This window comes from Cupriavidus basilensis (assembly GCF_029335485.1).
Classification (GTDB): domain Bacteria; phylum Pseudomonadota; class Gammaproteobacteria; order Burkholderiales; family Burkholderiaceae; genus Cupriavidus; species Cupriavidus basilensis_E.
Map to the genome: position 1 here is coordinate 1 of NZ_JARJLM010000521.1, position 16,954 is coordinate 16,954.

A 16,954-nucleotide genomic window follows, 5' to 3' on the forward strand; every position below is an offset into this window, starting at 1 on the left:
GGACTGGCGCGCCGCGGCCAGCGCGGCTTCGGCATCCGCCACCTCGAGCTCGGCATTGGCCTGTTCGACGCGCGCCTTGCTCTCTTCGAGCGGCGCGATCTTGCCGGCGGCGACGCGGCGCGCGGCCGCCTGTGCGCCTTTGGCGGCAATCCCGGCCGAGCCGCGTGCCAGCTTGACGCGTTCCTGCGCAATCACCACGCCAAAGAAGCCGCCGACCACTGCCGCGCGCAGGTCGGTGCGCGTGGCGCCGAGCTGGGATTGCGCCAGTTCGCGCGCCTTCTGCGCGGCGCCGATCCGCGCGGACCGCTTGCCGCCGAGTTCGATCGGCAGGTTGAGCTGCGCGGTGGTGGTGCGGGTATCGCGGCGGTTGTCCTCGAACTGCACGGCCACTTCCGGGTTGGGCAGCACGCCTGCCTGCATGATGCCGCCCTCGGCGGCATCGAGCTCATGGCCGGCCGCGGAGAGCGTGAAATTGCGTGCGGCCGCCAGGGCGAGCGCGGCGTCCAGGGTCAGCGTGCCGGTTGGCTCGGCGATCGGCTCAGGCGTTGGCGCCACGGCTTGCGCGGCGGGGATGGGGGAAGTCGCCGCGTTCTGGGCGAACGCGGCAGGGCTGAGCAAAGCTGCCGCCAGCCCGAGCGGCATCACAAGTGTTCTCATCGAATTTCACCGGAAAAAAGCCAGGGAAGTTCGGCGAGACGAGAGTCTGGAGGTTAAGGAGTCGTCTCGCCGTTCAGGCGGCGAGAGACCATTGCGGGCGGTCCGGGGTGGCGCCGGGCGCCGAGAGATAGGCCATGGCGAGCGGCCGGTAGCTGATCGTCACGCCCAGGTGCGCGGTGGTCGAGGCGACGTCCGGCAATACCAGCTGGGCACCGGCGAAGTGGCAGACCGCGCAGTCCAGGTCGGGCAGCTTGGTGCCGCCCTTGCCATCCGTGCCGGTCTGCTGGTGCGCCTCGCCATGGTGGGCGTGGCTGTGATGGCCGAAATGCCAGCCGGTGCGGGCCGTGCCCGCGCCGCCTTCCTGCTGCCGGCTCTCGTGATTGCAATACGCAGCCGCACCGGCCCAGGCGAACTGGAGCGGCAGCAGGATGGCGAACAGCAGGATCAGGAAACGGCGCATGCGGCGGATTATATAGGCAGATGGCTTGACCCCTGCGGCACTGTGGCCACTGTGGTTCAACCGGCGTCGGGAACAGGCGGCGGGTCAGGTGTGTGCCCTTGCGACGCGCCGGAACCGTCGGTATGAGTACAAAGCGGCTCTCCTGGTTCCATGAAATGCTGCATGGGATATTTTTATCGAGGTGCACGACACGCTTGACCCTGTAGCCGCTCCAGGGTCTTTAATGGCGGGTAAGAAACAACAAGCAGGGAAATCCGCCATGCCTAGCGCAACGCCAGACCAAGCCTCGCTCCGTGACCAGAAGGGTGGTGACCATGGGCATACGCACGATCGCAACCATGCGCACGACCACGACCACGACCATGATCATGGCCACAAGCACGACCACGGCCACAAGCATGACGAGAAGCACGGCCACAGGCACGAGCACGGCCATGTCGCAGTGCCCGCCTGCTGCGGCAGCGCCTGCGGCGCCGCCGGCGCAGCGCCCGCGATGGCCACCCCGGTGCCGGCCGGGGCTGCCTCGGCCAGCTATCGCATCGACGCGATGGACTGCCCCACCGAAGAGACCCTGATCCGCAACAAGGTTGGCAGTATGGCAGGCGTGGCCGCGCTGCAGTTCAACCTGATGCAGCGGGTGCTGACCGTGCATCACACGCTGGATTCCCTGGAGCCGGTCGTGCGCGCGATCGAAAGCCTGGGCATGAAGGCCGAGCCCTTGTCCGAGCAGGCGGCAGCGCTGCCTCCCCAGGCCGCCAGGCCGTGGTGGCCGCTGGCGCTGGCCGGCGCGGCGGCGCTGGGTGCCGAAGTGGTGGAATGGCTGCGGGTGCCCGGCCAGGAATGGCTCGCGCCCCTGCTGGCGCTGGCCGCGGTGGCCCTGGCCGGCCTCGGTGTCTACAAGAAGGGCTGGATCGCATTGTCCAACGGTAACCTGAATATCAATGCCCTGATGAGCATTGCCGTCACCGGCGCCATGCTGATCCGGCAATGGCCGGAAGCGGCCATGGTGATGGTGCTGTTCGCGCTGGCCGAGCGCATCGAGGCGGCCTCGCTGGACCGGGCGCGCAATGCCGTGCGCGGCCTGATGGCGATGGCGCCGGAGCAAGCCACGGTGCGCCAGCCGGACGGCAGCTGGCTGCCGGTGGATGCGCGCGCCGTGCCCATCGGCGCGCTGGCGCGCCTGCGCCCGGGCGAGCGCGTGGCGCTCGACGGCAGGGTGCTGCGCGGCCGGTCCACGCTGGACCAGGCCCCCATCACCGGCGAGAGCGTGCCGGTGGACAAGACCATCGGCGACGCGCTGTTCGCCGGCACCATCAACCAGGCCGGCGAGCTGGAATACGAAGTGACCGCGCCGGCCAGCGGCTCCACGCTGGCGCGCATCATCCACGCGGTGGAGGCGGCACAGGGCAGCCGCGCACCCACCCAGCGCTTTGTCGACCGCTTCGCCCGCGTGTATACGCCGCTGGTCTTCCTGGGCGCGGTGCTGGTGGCGGTGGTGCCGCCGCTGGCGGTGGATGGCGACTGGAGCGCCTGGATCTACAAGGCGCTGGTGCTGCTGGTGATTGCCTGCCCGTGCGCGCTGGTGATCTCCACGCCGGTGACCATCGTCAGCGGGCTGGCCGCGGCAGCGCGGCGCGGCATCCTGGTCAAGGGCGGGGTCTACCTGGAGCAGGGCAAGGACCTCAAGTGGCTGGCCCTGGACAAGACCGGCACCATCACGCACGGCAAGCCGGCCCAGACCGATTTCCAGCCGCTGGGCGAGACCGCGGCGGCCGGCGCGGCGGCCAGCGACATGGCGCGCGTCATCGCGGCCAGCCTCGCGGCCCGCTCCGACCATCCGGTTTCCATGGCGGTGGCAAACGCCGCGCGCGCCGACGGCATCGCGACGCTGGAAGTGCGGGATTTCGCAGCGCTGCCGGGTTACGGCGTCAGCGGCAGCGTGAACGGCCGCGCCTACTACCTGGGCAATCATCGCCTGATCCACGACCGCGGGCTGTGCTCGCCGGAACTGGAGGCCACGCTGGAGGCGCTGGAGCGGCAGGGCAAGACGGTCGTGCTGCTGGGCGCCGACCATGGCGTCGAGGCGCTGTTCGGCGTGGCCGATACGGTCAAGGACAGCAGCCGCCAGGCCATTGCCGAGCTGCACGCGCTGGGCGTCAGGACACTGATGCTGTCGGGCGATAACCCGCACACGGCCCAGGCCATCGCCGCCCAGGTACAGATCGACGAGGCGCGCGGCAACCAGCTTCCGCAGGACAAGGCGGATGCCATCGCGGCGCTGAGCGTGAAGGGCGCCGAGGGTGCTGGAAGTGCCCAGGGTGCCGGCGGCAAGCGCGTGGTGGTGGGCATGGTGGGTGACGGCGTCAATGACGCGCCCGCGCTGGCGCGCGCCGATATCGGCTTTGCCATGGGCGCGGCCGGCACCGACACCGCCATCGAGACCGCCGACGTGGCGCTGATGGACGACGACCTGCGCAAGATTCCGGCCTTTATCCGGCTGTCGCGGCAAACTTCGGCGATCCTGAAGCAGAACATCGCCCTGGCGCTCGGTATCAAGGCGATCTTCCTGGCGCTCACGGTGATGGGCCTGGGCACCATGTGGATGGCGGTGTTCGCCGACATGGGGGCGAGCCTGCTGGTGGTGTTCAATGGCCTGCGGCTGGCGGGGAAGCACCGTGGCTGAACCTGGTCGGGGGCACTGTCCGGCGCATGGCTGAGGCACGCGCTGCGCGCGCGTGAACGCATCGTCAAGGGCCGCCTGCCGGCGGTTGACGATGCGTTGATGATCCTTGTGTTTCCACCGGCGCACCGGCGATGAGCCAGCCCGCCCCGGCCAGCGGCTTACGGCTGCAAGATCAGCTCGCCGCTTCTTCCCTCGATCGCGCCCCATGTCACCGGCAGCTGCGGCAGGGCGCTGTGATCGAGATGGCGGTAGAGCGTTGCCATCGACACCAGTTCATGCCCCTGCGCGCGCCAGCCATCCAGCAGGCGGTTGAACACCGGCGCCAGCTTGCCGCCCTCGAGTTCGGTGTGCAGGGTGAAAACGTGATCGCGTCCGTCTTCGCTCAGGCGCAGCACGGCCTGGTGGACGTTGTCTTCGGTCAGGTTGTCGACGCCGATCAGTTCGTCCAGCGTCGGCAGCGTGGTCGGCATCTGCACGTGGCGGCATGCCACGCCGCCGACGGTGGGCAGGTACGGGCCGGTGCCGCGGCCGTCGGACGCATAGGCCATGCCCCAGTCGTCGATCTGGCGGAAGGCCTCGTCGTTCATCTGCCAGCCGGCCGCGCCATGGGTGGGCGGGGCTTCGCCGAAGATCTCGACATAGCGGTCGAACGCGCTCTGCATCTGGCGCCGGGTCCAGGCGGCATCGCGCTCGCGCACGTTGTCCTGCCAGTAGACATGGTCCCAGGTATGGATGCCGCATTCGTGGCCGGCCGCGCGCGCCGCGCGCATCTCGGCAGCGCCCTTGCGGCCGATGTCGGGACCGGGCAGCAGCACGCCGTACATCAGCGTGCGCAGTCCATAGTTCGACACCACCGAGGTGCGCGAGACCTTCTTCAGGAAGCCGGGCCGGAACACGCGCCGCAGCGCCCAGCCGGTGTGGTCGGGGCCAAGGCTGAAGAGAAAAGTGGCCTCGGCCCGCACGCGGGCCAGCATGGAGAGCAGCGCCGGCACGCCTTCGCGGGTGCCGCGCAGCGTGTCGACGTCTACCTTGAGGGCGATACGGGCCATCGGCTGCGTGCGCTCAGTTGGCCGAATCGACCAGGGTGCGCGCCTCGATCACCTTGCCGCGGTAAGCCTCGAAGATGGCGCGCAGCGCGTCTTCCATGCTGACCTCGGGCTTCCAGCCCAGCTCTTCCACGGTGTTGTCGATCTTGGGCACGCGGTTCTGCACGTCCTGGTAGCCCTTGCCGTAGAAGTCGCCGGAAGAGGTTTCCACGATCTGGGTCTTCTTGGCTTCTTCGGCGTACTCGGGGTAGTCGCCCGCCATCTTCAGCATCATCTCGGCCAGTTCACGCACGGAGTGGATGTTGCGCGGGTTGCCGATGTTGTAGATCTTGCCGGAGGCGACGCCGTTCGGGTTCTCGATGATGCGCATCAGGGCGCTGATGCCGTCGGTGACGTCGGCAAAGGCACGCTTCTGCGCGCCGCCGTCGACCAGCTTGATCGGTTCGCCGCGCACGATATGGCCCAGGAACTGGGTCACCACGCGCGACGAGCCTTCCTTCGATTCGAAGATCGAATCCAGGCCGGCGCCGATCCAGTTGAAGGGACGGAACAGCGTGTAGTTCAGGCCCTGCTCCATGCCGTAGGCGTGGATCACGCGGTCCATCAGCTGCTTGGAGCAGGCGTAGATCCAGCGCGGCTTGTTGATCGGGCCGCAGATCAGCTCGGAGGTTTCCGGGTCGAATTCCTCGTCGTGGCACATGCCGTACACCTCGGAGGTGGACGGGAACACCAGGTGCTTGCCGTACTTCACGGCGGCGCGCACGATCGGCAGGTTGGCCTCGAAATCCAGTTCGAACACGCGCAGCGGCTGGCGCACGTAGGTGGCGGGGGTGGCGATGGCCACCAGCGGCAGCACCACGTCGCATTTGCGGATGTTGTACTCGATCCACTCCTTGTTGATGGTGATGTCACCTTCGAAGAAGTGCATGCGCGGGTGGTCGACCAGGTCGCCGAGGCGATCGCTGGACATGTCCATGCCGTAGACTTCCCACGGCGTGGTTTCGAGAATGCGGCGCGTCAGGTGGTGGCCGATGAAGCCGTTGACGCCAAGAATCAGGACCTTTTTCATCGGTTTTCCTCTTTGGACAATGCGGTAAGAAATACGGAAAGCGCGCCTGCCGGGACGGGCGCGGCGGCCGCGCTGTCGTCCAGCAGTTCGCGTACAAGGATCACGCCGCCATCGCCGCATACGCCGACGATCTGCCCGTCGATCACGTGCAGGCCCGGAAGGGCGGCGCTGGCGGGTTGGGACAGGGCTGCCGGCATGCCGGCATGCGGGCGGCGCGCCCGGGCCACCACAAAGCGGCGTCCGCCGACCTCGGTGAAGGCGCCGGGGTAGGGCGGCGCCACCGCGCGGATCAGGTTATAGACCTGTGCGGCGGGCTGTTGCCAGTCGATGCGGCCATCCTCGGGCTTGCGCCCGGAGAAGTAGCTGCCTTCGGCCAGCCGGTTGGGCAGTTGCGCGATCTGGCCGGCCATCATGGCGGGCAGGGCGCGCCACAACGTTTGCTCGGCGGCCACGGTGACTTTCTCGAACACCTCGCCGGCGGTGTCGTCCGGCAGGATGGGCACCGGGGTCTGGTCGACGATATAGCCGGCATCCGGCTTGGCTTCCATGGCGTGCAGGGTGGCGCCGGTTTCGCTTTCGCCGTGCAGTACCGCCCAGTTCACCGGCACGCGGCCGCGGTACTTGGGCAGCAGCGAGCCGTGCATATTGAAGGCGCCCTGCGGGGCCAGGCCCAGCACTGCCGCGGGAATCATCGCGCGGTAGTAGAAGGAGAAGATCGCGTCCGGACGCGCGGCGGCCACCGCGGCGGCCAGCGCCGGGTCCGCCGGGTCCTCGCCGTACATGACGGGCAGGCCGAGCTCGGCGGCGGTATCGGCGACGCGGCGGAACCAGATGTTTTCGTCCGGACGGTCGCGATGCGTGATGACCAGCGCCACCTCCACGCCACGCGCGAGCAGCGTGCGCAGGCAGCGGTCGCCCACGTTGTGATAGGCGAAGACTACCGCGCGCACGAGGACTCCGTGGTCTTTTGCTGTTCCGGCGTGCCTTCGAGCACGGCCTGGATGCGATAGCGCGGACGGTTGCGCACTTCCTGGTAGATGCGGCCGATGTATTCGCCGAGCAGGCCGATGCCGAACAGCATGATGCCCACCAGGAAGAAGTTGAAGGCGAGCAGGGTGAACACACCCTGCACTTCCGCGCCGAACAGGAAGCGGCGTGCCAGCAGCACTACCACCAGGCCGGCGGAGGCCAGCGAGAGCAGGGTGCCGATGGCCGAGAACCATTGCAGCGGGACGATCGAAAAGCCGGTGACCAGGTCGAAGTTCAGCCGGATCAGCTGGAACAGCGAGTACTTGGATTCGCCGGCATGGCGCTCTTCGTGTTCCACCACGATCTCCACCGGGTTGGCGGAGAAGGTGTAAGCCAGCGCGGGGATGAAGGTGTTGACCTCGCGGCAGGCGTTGATGGTGTCGACGACATTGCGGTCGTAGGCGCGCAGCATGCAGCCCTGGTCGGTCATCTTGATGCGTGTGATGCGTTCGCGCAGCCGGTTCATGGCGCGCGAGGCAATGCGCCGGAAAGCGGTATCGTTGCGCTCGCGGCGGATGGTGCCGACGTAGTCATGGCCCTCGCGCATGGTCGCCACCAGCCGCGGGATTTCTTCCGGCGGGTTCTGCAGGTCGGCGTCCAGGGTGACCACGATCTTGCCGCGGGTCTGCTCGAAGCCGGCCAGGATGGCCATGTGCTGGCCAAAGTTGCCGTTGAACAGCACCACGCGCGTGACGTCCGGGCGCTTGTGGTACTGGCTGGCCAGGATCTGCGGCGAACGGTCGCGGCTGCCGTCGTTGACGAAGATGACCTCGTAGCTGCAGCCGAGTCCGTCCATGGCCGGGTAAAGCCGGTCGAACAGGGCTTGGAGACCGTCTTCCTCGTTGTAGACGGGAATGACGACCGAGACTTCGACAGGGCTCATTTGAAGAGGCGTTTGCATGTTTCGCTGAGAGTTGCGCATACCCGCTCCACATCGGCGGCTTGCATGGCAGGGAACATCGGCAGCGTGACGATGCCCCGGCCAATGCGTTCGGCATGCGGCAGCATGCCTTCGCGCCAGCCCAGGGAGCGGTAATAGGAAAACAGGTGCAGGGCGGGGTAGTGCACGCCGGTACCGATGCCTTGCTCGCGCATGGCTTCCATCACGGCGTTGCGCCCGCCTTCGATGCGCTCGGCCGGCAGCACCACCTGGAACATATGCCAGTTGGTGGTGGCGAGTTCGCCGTCGCGCGGCAGCGGCAGCTCGATGCCGAGTTCGGCCAGGCCGCTGTCGGCGGCGCAGCGGAAATAGTTCTCCGCCAGCTCGGCGCGGCGTGCCGTGATGGCATCCAGGTGCGCGAGCTGCGACAGGCCGATGGCGGCGTTGACATCGGTCAGGTTGAATTTGCCGCCGGGCTCTTCCACGTCCATGCCGTCCATGCCAGTGCGGATCACGCCTTGCAGGCGCAGGCGTTCGGCGCGCTCGGCCTCTTCTGGCGAGTTCATCACCAGGCAGCCGCCTTCGACGCTGGTGATGTTCTTGTTGGCCTGGAAGCTGAAGCTGACCAGGTCGCCGAAGGCGCCGATGCGCTGGCCGCGCCAGCGCGAGTCGATGGCCTGGGCGGCGTCTTCGATCACGCGCAGATCATGCTTGCGGGCAATGGCGTAGAGCCGGTCCATGTCCACCGGCAGGCCCGACAGGTAGACCGGCATGATGGCGCGGGTACGCGGCGTGATGGCGGCCTCCACCGCATCGAGGTCGATATTGCGCGTACGCGGGTCGATGTCCACGAAGACCGGCCTGGCGCCCACGGTGACGACCACATTGGCGGTGGCCACCCAGGTGATCGGGGTGGTGATGACCTCATCGCCGGGGCCGATATTGGCCACGCGCAGCGCGATTTCCATGGTGGCCGAGCCATTGGCGAAGGTGCGCACCGGGCGTCCGCCGAACAGCTCGGACAGGGCGGCCTCGAAGGCGTGCATCCTGGGGCCGGAGGTGATCCAGCCCGAGGCCAGCACCTTGCCGACCTCGGCGATGGCATCGGCGTCGATATTCGGCTTGACGAAGGGCAGGAAGGCTTGCGCGGCGGAAGCGGTCATGGCGGTCAGGCTCTTGGTACGTGTGTGACGTTGATCAGGAACGGGCAACAAGGAACACGCCGGCGAGGATCAGCAGCATGCCGGCCACGCGCATCGGGCCGATCATTTCGCCGAACAGCCACCAGGCTGCCAGCGCATTGACCACGTAGCCCAGCGACAGCATCGGGTAGGCGATCGAGACATCGACCCGCGACAACCCGACGATCCACACGCCGACGCTGACCACGTACAGGGTCAGCCCGGCCAGCACCGGCCATTGCGTGAGCACGCGCAGGGCGGTGGTGAACAGCGTCGCGCGGTCGATGGTGATGGCGCCGACGGCGTTGGTGCCCGCCTTGAGCAGCAACTGGGCGCACGCATTGAGCAGCACGCCCGTAAAAATAAAGGCGAAGGTGGAAAGCGTCATGGCGCGCGGTTCGGTTCTTGCTGGGGTGCTGCCGGCGCCTGGCCGGGAAGCGGGAAATTGGTCACCGCCACGCGGCGCTTGTCCTGTCCGATCTTGTACATCGGCACCTTGCGCTCTTCAAGCAGCTTGTAGGTGGCGGCCGACATGATACCTACCGCGTGCTGGCCATCCTGCCATTTTGCAATAAAGGCATCCAGCGTAGGGATCCATTTCTGCGGCTCCTGCTTGGTGCCGAATTCCAGCTCGTCCGGCCATTCCACCATGATGGTGGTGCGGCGCAGGTAGTACGGCAGGGTGTGGTCCAGCATGCGCACGCCGTAGATCGGCATGTCGTCCGTGAGAACCGCCTTGATGGCCGGCGCCATGTCGACCCCCGAGGTCGGCCGGCCCATCACCTCATGGCCCAGCAGCGCCACGGTGAAGCTGGTGAACATGGCGAGCGAATAGGCCGTGATGCTGACCATCACGCCTTTGCTGGCCAGCAGCTTGCGCGCGAGGAAGATGCCGCCGAGCATCAGCACGAAGGCCGTGCCCACCCAGACCGCGAACAGGCGGTACAGGTCGTTGGGCGTATTGTCGGAGTTCAGCGTGGCCACCACGGGGCTCGCCAGCAGGCCGATCGCCGCCACCACCAGCATGCCGTTGAGCTGGCGCTTCCAGGCGCGCTCGTCGATCTTTTCGAGTGCAACCGCCGCCAGGATGGCCAGCGCCGGGAAGATCGGCACGATATAGCCAGGCAGCTTGGAGCCGGACAGGCTGAAGAACACAAAGATGGCGATGGCCCAGATGCCCGCCAGCAGCGCCGGCTGGAAGGGCTTGACGGTGGCCGCGCGCGCTGCGGCGGCACCGCCGCGCATCACCTGCCACATGCGTGGCATCAGGCCCAGCCAGGGGATGAAGCCCGCCACCAGCAGCGGCACGAAGTACCAGAGCGGGCCCTTGCGCGAGTGGACCGTCGAGGTATAGCGCTGCCAGTGCTCGTGGATAAAGAAGAAGTTGAGGAATTCGGGATTGCGCTCCGACACCAGCCAGAACCAGGGCACCGTGACGATCAGCATCAGCACGATGCCGGTGACCAGGTGCAGGCGGCGCCACAGGCCGAAATCGCGCGAGACCAGGGTGTAGATCACCAGTACCAGTCCGGGCAGGGCGATGCCCACCAGGCCCTTGGTCAGGATCGCGACGCCCATTGCCACCCAGCAGGCCCACATCCAGTTGCGGCGGGATGCCGGGGTGGCGGACGGGTGCTGTGCCAGCAGCATGAACGCCAGCACGCAGGCCATGGCCCCCGACAGGGTCATGTCGAGCGAGTTGAAGTGCGAGGCAACGCTCCACATCGGCGCCGCCACCAGCACCAGGCCGGTCAGCAGGCTGGCGCGGATGCCATACCAGCGCTTTGCCGCCAGCATCGAGGCCAGCAGGCCGATCATGCCGGACAGCGCCACGCACAGCCGGGCCTGCCAGTCGCCCACGCCAAACAGGGTGTAGGAAAGCGCGGTCACCCACATATGGAACGGCGGCTTCTCGAAATATTTCAGCCCGTTGTAGCGGATCGTCACCCAGTCGCCGGTGGCGAACATTTCGCGGGCGATCTCGGCATAACGGCCTTCGTCCGAACGCAGCAGATGCCGTGCTTCGAGCGTACCGAACCAGACCAGGAGGATAAACAGGCTGACCAGCGCAATCGCGACTACAGGCAGGCCGGCGGATTGCGAAACACCTTGCGCGGTGTTCGGCGAGGTATCTCGCGAGGTCATCGAACTACGCATACATCTCCTGGAAACTGATCGGGTAACCGTCAGGCTTGCGCACGTGACGGGCGATGGTCGGACCTGCCGGCGCTGCGCTTGCCGCCATCGCGGATGGCATCCGCGGCCTGTCGCAAGCTGCGCACCCGGCGCACTCGGACCAGCTGGCTTGCCCTGTTTCCTGCCCGCGGGCCAACGAGCCCCCGGGTGATGCAGTACGCCGGGCCAATCGCCGGGCGCCTTGCGGGATGCCTGGATTCAGGGAAAACACCACAACGCAGCAGCCACTGCTTTGGCAGACATAACAGTAGACGCAAAGTGAAAGCGATGGCATTGGCCGGCCACTTATCTGTCTTTCCGCGCACACGCAACCTCGATTGCCATGTGGCGCGGCGCGCAATGTTAGCACGACAGCCGGGGCCGCCCGTCAGCCACAGGGGGCCGGCATGAAGACGGCCCGGCATGGCGCAGTGATGCTTTGCTCTAAAGTGATGTAATAGGCGTATTTCTGGCGCTGCGCAGCCGCAGCGCCACGCCAACCAGCAAAATGCCGCATACCAGGGCCCAGGTCCCGATCAGCCATAGCAGCGCCAGGGCGCCAGCCAGCGGCTGCCACAGCAGCAGGAACGCGAATGCGATGCTGACCAGGCCTGCCAGCACCAGCCACCATTCATTGGGAATATCCTTGCGCAAGCGGATCGCCGCTACGATCTGCAGCACGCCCGTAGCCAGCGTCCAGGCGGCGATATACAAGAGCAGCGAAAAGGCCGTGACCACCGGGCTGAACCAGGTCAGCAGGCCCACGCCGAGGCCAAGCAGGCCCTGCAGCGCGAGGATGCCGCGATCGCCGGTTTCCCGCTGGCGGCCCGAGATCGCCATCAGCAGCGCGGCAATGCCGTCGGCGGCCGCAAACGTGCCGAATACCAGCACCAGCGCCGCCAGCGTGGCAATGGGCGCGAAAAAGGCGCAAATCCCAAACATGATGGCGAAGACGCCGCGCAATGCCACGACCCACCAGAGCTTGGCGTAATACTGGAGCATACGAACTCCCTTGAACGGGGCCGGCAGCCCGCCGGTAGCGACGAAGACCGGCAAAGACCGCGAGACAAGCGGGCTAAAACGCGCTAATTTCTAGCCAGCCTGGACAATGGCACGCGGCCGGCCCTGCGCACGGCGCTGCCGCGGCGCTTCATTGGGGCAAGCGCAGGCATAAAATCATTCTAGACAGGAATCATGTGAGGACAAAGGCGCAATTCGTCGGTGCCCTATCGGTCGCGGGCGCTGTGTTGATCGCGACCGGCCATGGCGCGCTGGCACAGGCCGTGGCGGGCTCCGACGCCGACACCGCGGATGCCGCGTCGGCACGGCCGGGCGCTGTTCTTTGCGATGCACCGTGGTTCCGTTCAGGCTCGCGGGTACAGATGGAGGGCGACGGGGACATGCCGATGTCGATCACCATGACCCTGCGCCGCACGACCAAGGCCGAGACCGGATGCCGGGCCCAGCTCGAGGTGCGCTCGAAATCGGCATTGTCGGCGCTGATGGGGCCGCCGGTCATCATGGACCAGGTCCACATGGTCAGTATCGAGCGCCGCAGTACCACCGCCAGGGCCAGCATCGAGAGCGAGCATGCGGTCATCAACGCGCAGGGGCGCTATGCGCGCATGTATGGCGAAGCGGCGTTCCGGGGGCAAGGCGTGTTCAGCTATGCCGGGATGGATATCCGCGAGGGCAGCACGCTCGACGGGGAGGCCTTCGAGTCCAGTGTTTCGCTGCAGATCTATCCGCTTGGCAAGGACGAGGTGGTGGGAAGCATGCGTGCGCTCTATGCCTCGATCATCGTCAGCTCGCGCCACGTGGGCAGACGCCAGATGATCGATACCATGCTCGGGCGCAAGGAGTGCATGCCGATCACTTACGACAAGCGGACATCGCTCGGGCCGCTGATGGTGGGGGAGGAGGTGGTGCAGGTCGAGCCCACCGTGATGCATGTTACCGACTGGTACTGCCCGGCCGAGGCGTTCGTGCTGCGCACCGAGATCCGCCAGCAGGACAAGGTGCAGCGCGTGGATGTGACCGGGCTGGAGCTCGATACCACGGCGCCCTGAGGCATGCCGCGGCCTTGCGAGTCAGCCGTGTCAGCCGGCTTTTGACAGCAGAAAGCCCGCCAATGGCGGGCTTTCTGCTGTCTGGCGCCGGAACCTGGCGCGCCCGGCCGATCAGTTCGCGGCTGCGGCCGATGCAGCCTTCTTGCTCTTCTTGGCCTTCTTGTGCGACTTCTTGGCTGCCGGCGCCGAGGCGTCGGCCAGATCCGCGCGCGTGCTCTTGTTCGCGCCCTGGGTGTACGGGTCGAACTTGTCGCCGGACTTGGCACCCTGGGTGTACGGGTCGAACTTCTCGCCCGACTTGGCGCCCTGGCTATACGGGTCGAATTGCTGCTTCCCGGTGGATTGCGCCTGGGCAGCCACGGAAACGGCGCCAATGCACAGCGCGATGGCTGTCGCGACGAACTTGTTCATGATTTCTCCTGGAAAATGCCGCCTTGCGGCGGTTCGAGTACGCGGAAACTGCCCGGAACGCCGCTTTGCCGAAACTTGGCCGATGTACCGGGTGGTCCGCTAGGTCCCAGTGTCGCCAACATTTCGCCTGCATGTCAACACGCTTTGTATTGCCGGGAGCGCGGTTTGTGACGGCTTATGGAAAGCCGCTATTGCGTTTGTCACTCAGACTTGCTTGACGAGATGGGTTGAGTGTGTCTCATGAGGCATTTTCTGACTGGCGTCGATCCGCGTCCAGGCGCATAGGGCACACAGGGCGGGACTGGCGAGGTGTGGCGCAAAGAAAAAACCCCCGGCAGTCCTGAGACCGGCGGGGGCTTGCAACGCATTGCTGCGTCGGCAGGGGGCTGGAATTTACTCGGCGGCCACGTCCGAAGGGTGCTTCCAGGCTTCGCGTACCTCCGCGCTGGGTGCCAGCGCAAGGTTGATGCTGCGCGCGCCGATCGGCTGCTGGAACCAGTGTTTCTGCAGCGCGGCGACCTGCGGGCCGGCGAATACCGAGGCCAGGGTCTGGTCGACCAGTTGCTTCCATTCAGGATCGGCCTTCGACATCATCAGCGCATTCTGCTCGACCGACAGCGCCGGTCCCACGATCACGAACTGCGAGGGGTCCTTGGCGCGGGCGCGCAGTCCGGCCAGCAGCACGTCGTCCATCACGAATGCCTGGGCGCGGCCGGACTCCAGCAGCAGGAAGGATTCGCCATGATCCTTGGCGTAGATATCGTGAAAGCCGTACTGGGCCTTCAGGCGGCGCACATGGCGGTCGCCGGTGGAACCCGCGCTGGTGACCACGTTCTTGCCGCGCAGGTCCTCGAAGGTGCGGATGCCGGAGTCCGCGCGCACCAGCATGCGAACGGTGGAGATGTAATGCGAGACGCTGAATGCAACCTGCTTTTGGCGCTCCAGCGAATTCGTGTTCGGCGCGCAGTCGAGGTCCACCAGGCCGTTGACCACGGCGGGAATGCGGTTCTGCGGCGTGAGCGGCATCCAGCGCACCTTGATGGTCTTCAGGCCCAGTTTCGCGCGCGCGGCTTCGGCGGCGCGCAGGCACAGGTCCACGGCGTAGCCCGCTGGTTCTCCCTTGTCATTGGCGAAGGAAAAGGGCAGGGCCGATTCGCGGTAGCCCAGCACGATGGTGCCGGTATTGCGGATCTTGTCCAGTACCGGGCTATCGGCCCGGGCGGCCTGGGGCGCGGCAAAGGTGAGGGCGGCGGCGGCAACGAAAGCCAGCCTGGCCAGCAGGCGCGGCGCGCGGGAAGCGCCGGTGCCGGCGAGTGAGGAAAACAACAGCATGTGGCGAAATCTTCAAAAGTGGCAAGGCTACCTTTCCGCCCTGCCGACGCAAAGAACATTCTTGTCATAAGCAAATACCTGCCTGGAGACCCGCCTGGAGCAAGGTTTTCGGCGCCCGCAACCAAGGTGCCGGGGGCTGCGGGCAACGGCGGGAGCCTTGGCCGGCGTCACAAAAAATCACCATCGCCGGGTTGCAGTGGCATCGATGTGCACGGTACGCTACCGGGTTCGCTGCATTTGTGACTTGCAGCGATCACGATCGTGAAGGGAATCATGAAGATGTCGCGCAAGAAAATCGCGCTGGGTACGGCCGCGCTGGCAGTTGCGGCGGGCGTTGCCGTGCAGGTGGTCTGGCACCCGTTCGGACGTGCATACAAGGGGCAGCCGAGACAGGTCGAGCTTGACTTTGCCCGCCCGGACGCACTGGTCGACAGCGAGAGCCTCTCCAGCCTGCCGCGCGACATGCTGCGCGTGCCGCTGTTGCGCGACGTGCTTACCGAGGATTTCGTCAACTACTACGAAGACAACGAAGGCCGGCTGTCCGCCGCGGGCGCCCTGCGCCGCATCGCCTTCGAGCACGACCTCGACTGGGACGAAGCACTGCTCAAGCGCGTCTTCGACGAACCGGGCCGCCTGATGCTGTGGCGCGGCGCCGACGGCACGCTGCGCTACTGGGCGCTGGCGATGGAGCGCAACGGGCTGGCCAAGGTGCTGCAGACGCTGGGCACCGTTGCGCCTGCCGACACGCAGCTGAGCCGCGCCGGCGAGATCGACGGCACCCCCCTCTACGCCTTGCGCATCGGTCTGGCCCGCAGCCTGCTGCTGGCAGGCAAGGGCGACCGGCTGGTGGTCCTGTCCGAAGCCGGCATGCTGCTGGATGCCGAGAGCAAGCCGATCGGCGCGCGCGCCAAGGCGGTGGCGGCCTGGCTGTCCGGCGACGCCGCCGCCCGCGAGGCCCCGCTGCAGTCGTTCGCGCTGGACCCCGCCAAGGGCGCACCCAAGGGCCACCGCGTGGTGGTCGGGGCCAATTACCTGTCGTTTGGCTACCAGGCGTTCTTCCCCGGTATCGAGGCGCTGCGTTTCGATTTTGCCGGCGCCGATCCGAAGGCCGGGACGGGCGATGCCTCCTGGCGCAGCGCGGTGCTGGTGGATGGCGCGCGCCTGCCCGGCCAGTGGAATACGGCCGGGCTCTGGCAGGCCTTGCCCGCCGATCCGGCCGCCTGCGCCACGCTGCCGGTCGACTGGCAGGCCGCCGGCAAGATGCTGCAAAAGGTCAGCGACGGCGAGGACGAGTTGGCCACCCAGGTCGGCCAGGCTTTCGACGGCCCGGCCGCTGTGTGCTGGTACAGCAAGTCGGCGCTGGTCGCGCCCCTGTTCCTGGCCCGGCTCAAGTCGCCGGAAGCCGCGGCCACGCTGCGGCCGGTGCTGGCCAGCCTGTTCGAACGGGTGATTGGCGCTTATGAACCCAACGCCGGGGGAGAGAAGGGCACGTATGCCCGCCTGCCGGTGCAGAGCCGCCAGGGCGCGGGCGGTGCGACGCTGTGGTCGCGTCCGGTGAGTTCGCCCTATGGCACGCGCGAGGCCAAGGGCGCGCCGTTCGCGGCGCAGCTGTCGTCCGGCATGTATTTCCCTGTGACGCTGGCGCTGGCCGGCACCACCGTGGTGTTCTCGCCCGACGGGGCACTGGTCGACGATGCGCTGGCTGTGCTGGCCAAGCGCTTTCCCGCGGTGGCCGATACCATGCCGCGCGGCCAGCAGGCGCATACCGTACTCGGCTTCACGCCGTCGACGCTGGCGCCGCTGGTGCGGCGCGAGGCCACCAAGGCGCTGCCCGCCGACCAGGAAGCCTTGTTCCTGAACGCCGCGCGCGCGCACCTGTTTCCCAAGCTGAAAGCGCTCGGCGCCTACCCGGCGGTGTCACTGGTGTTGCCGGACAGCTTGCCGTCCGGCCGCGGCTGGGTC

At 67.0% G+C, this 16,954-nt stretch carries 15 protein-coding genes; 3 read left to right on the top strand and 12 right to left on the bottom strand.

The genetic code is table 11. The features are described 5' to 3' along the window. Together P3W85_RS32065 and czcI are read right to left on the bottom strand one after the other, a co-directional pair. Positions 1–657, bottom strand: a 657-nt coding sequence (locus tag P3W85_RS32065) for a TolC family protein (RefSeq protein WP_276267720.1), incomplete at its 3' end; no start/stop codon positions are given. Positions 658–730: 73 nt separating this feature from the next. Further along, on the bottom strand, positions 731–1,117 hold the full coding sequence (gene czcI / locus P3W85_RS32070) for a cation efflux protein, CzcI family (RefSeq protein WP_276267721.1): 387 nt from the start codon (positions 1,115–1,117) through the stop codon (positions 731–733). Between the two features lie 259 nt (positions 1,118–1,376). On the opposite strand from czcI, the gene P3W85_RS32075 reads away from it, so the two are divergent. Beyond that, positions 1,377–3,800: a heavy metal translocating P-type ATPase gene (locus P3W85_RS32075; protein WP_276267722.1), complete on the top strand. Its 2,424-nt coding sequence runs from the start codon at positions 1,377–1,379 to the stop codon at positions 3,798–3,800. A gap of 158 nt (positions 3,801–3,958) precedes the next feature. Here P3W85_RS32075 and P3W85_RS32080 read toward each other — a convergent pair whose 3' ends face one another. The 8 genes from P3W85_RS32080 to P3W85_RS32115 form a co-directional block, all read right to left on the bottom strand. Next, positions 3,959–4,849 carry a polysaccharide deacetylase family protein gene (locus P3W85_RS32080; protein ID WP_017227577.1) on the bottom strand — a complete coding sequence of 297 codons (891 nt, stop codon included), beginning with the start codon at positions 4,847–4,849 and terminating at the stop codon, positions 3,959–3,961. A 13-nt stretch (positions 4,850–4,862) separates the two neighbouring features. Then, a complete protein-coding gene (locus tag P3W85_RS32085; RefSeq protein ID WP_017227576.1) occupies positions 4,863–5,915 on the bottom strand; it encodes a bifunctional UDP-4-keto-pentose/UDP-xylose synthase in 1,053 nt (350 codons plus the stop codon). Continuing rightward, the gene (locus P3W85_RS32090) at positions 5,912–6,865 is read right to left on the bottom strand and encodes a formyltransferase (protein ID WP_276267723.1); all 954 of its coding nucleotides are present in this window, start codon (positions 6,863–6,865) and stop codon (positions 5,912–5,914) included. The genes P3W85_RS32085 and P3W85_RS32090 overlap by 4 nt, the downstream gene beginning before the upstream one ends. Then, positions 6,853–7,845 (bottom strand): glycosyltransferase, encoded by a 993-nt coding sequence (locus tag P3W85_RS32095; RefSeq protein ID WP_035812576.1) that lies wholly within the window; start codon positions 7,843–7,845, stop codon positions 6,853–6,855. The genes P3W85_RS32090 and P3W85_RS32095 overlap by 13 nt, the downstream gene beginning before the upstream one ends. Continuing rightward, a complete protein-coding gene (locus P3W85_RS32100; protein WP_017227574.1) occupies positions 7,824–8,987 on the bottom strand; it encodes a DegT/DnrJ/EryC1/StrS family aminotransferase in 1,164 nt (387 codons plus the stop codon). The genes P3W85_RS32095 and P3W85_RS32100 overlap by 22 nt, the downstream gene beginning before the upstream one ends. 34 nt (positions 8,988–9,021) lie before the next feature. Continuing rightward, on the bottom strand, positions 9,022–9,393 hold the full coding sequence (locus P3W85_RS32105; RefSeq protein WP_017227573.1) for a DMT family transporter: 372 nt from the start codon (positions 9,391–9,393) through the stop codon (positions 9,022–9,024). Next, positions 9,390–11,162 carry an ArnT family glycosyltransferase gene (locus tag P3W85_RS32110; RefSeq protein WP_276267724.1) on the bottom strand — a complete coding sequence of 591 codons (1,773 nt, stop codon included), beginning with the start codon at positions 11,160–11,162 and terminating at the stop codon, positions 9,390–9,392. The genes P3W85_RS32105 and P3W85_RS32110 overlap by 4 nt, the downstream gene beginning before the upstream one ends. Before the next feature lie 462 nt (positions 11,163–11,624). Next, positions 11,625–12,182, bottom strand: a complete 558-nt coding sequence (locus tag P3W85_RS32115; protein WP_276267725.1) for an HdeD family acid-resistance protein — start codon at positions 12,180–12,182, stop codon at positions 11,625–11,627. Between the two features lie 242 nt (positions 12,183–12,424). Here P3W85_RS32115 and P3W85_RS32120 point away from each other — a divergent pair, with 242 nt between their 5' ends. After that, positions 12,425–13,249 carry a hypothetical protein gene (locus P3W85_RS32120; RefSeq protein ID WP_276267726.1) on the top strand — a complete coding sequence of 275 codons (825 nt, stop codon included), beginning with the start codon at positions 12,425–12,427 and terminating at the stop codon, positions 13,247–13,249. A gap of 111 nt (positions 13,250–13,360) precedes the next feature. Here the strand turns inward: P3W85_RS32120 and P3W85_RS32125 are convergent, their stop codons facing one another. Both P3W85_RS32125 and P3W85_RS32130 read right to left on the bottom strand, forming a co-directional pair. Next, entirely contained in the window at positions 13,361–13,660 is a 300-nt protein-coding gene (locus P3W85_RS32125; protein ID WP_017227569.1) for a hypothetical protein, read from the bottom strand. 393 nt (positions 13,661–14,053) lie between these two features. Continuing rightward, a complete protein-coding gene (locus tag P3W85_RS32130) occupies positions 14,054–14,992 on the bottom strand; it encodes an amino acid ABC transporter substrate-binding protein (protein ID WP_276267727.1) in 939 nt (312 codons plus the stop codon). 273 nt (positions 14,993–15,265) lie between these two features. Between P3W85_RS32130 and P3W85_RS32135 the strand changes: the two genes are divergently transcribed. Continuing rightward, the coding region (locus P3W85_RS32135; protein WP_276267728.1) for a DUF2138 domain-containing protein at positions 15,266–16,954 on the top strand (1,689 nt) is incomplete at its 3' end.

Bases quoted from the DNA above. Each gene is read 5' to 3' on its own strand.
- czcI (WP_276267721.1), bottom strand. From the start codon at position 1,117: ATGCGCCGTTTCCTGATCCTGCTGTTCGCCATCCTGCTGCCGCTCCAG.
- P3W85_RS32075 (WP_276267722.1), top strand. From the start codon at position 1,377: ATGCCTAGCGCAACGCCAGACCAAGCCTCGCTCCGTGACCAGAAGGGT.
- P3W85_RS32080 (WP_017227577.1), bottom strand. From the start codon at position 4,849: ATGGCCCGTATCGCCCTCAAGGTAGACGTCGACACGCTGCGCGGCACC.
- P3W85_RS32085 (WP_017227576.1), bottom strand. From the start codon at position 5,915: ATGAAAAAGGTCCTGATTCTTGGCGTCAACGGCTTCATCGGCCACCAC.
- P3W85_RS32095 (WP_035812576.1), bottom strand. From the start codon at position 7,845: ATGCAAACGCCTCTTCAAATGAGCCCTGTCGAAGTCTCGGTCGTCATT.
- P3W85_RS32100 (WP_017227574.1), bottom strand. From the start codon at position 8,987: ATGACCGCTTCCGCCGCGCAAGCCTTCCTGCCCTTCGTCAAGCCGAAT.
- P3W85_RS32105 (WP_017227573.1), bottom strand. From the start codon at position 9,393: ATGACGCTTTCCACCTTCGCCTTTATTTTTACGGGCGTGCTGCTCAAT.
- P3W85_RS32110 (WP_276267724.1), bottom strand. From the start codon at position 11,162: ATGCGTAGTTCGATGACCTCGCGAGATACCTCGCCGAACACCGCGCAA.
- P3W85_RS32115 (WP_276267725.1), bottom strand. From the start codon at position 12,182: ATGCTCCAGTATTACGCCAAGCTCTGGTGGGTCGTGGCATTGCGCGGC.
- P3W85_RS32125 (WP_017227569.1), bottom strand. From the start codon at position 13,660: ATGAACAAGTTCGTCGCGACAGCCATCGCGCTGTGCATTGGCGCCGTT.
- P3W85_RS32130 (WP_276267727.1), bottom strand. From the start codon at position 14,992: ATGCTGTTGTTTTCCTCACTCGCCGGCACCGGCGCTTCCCGCGCGCCG.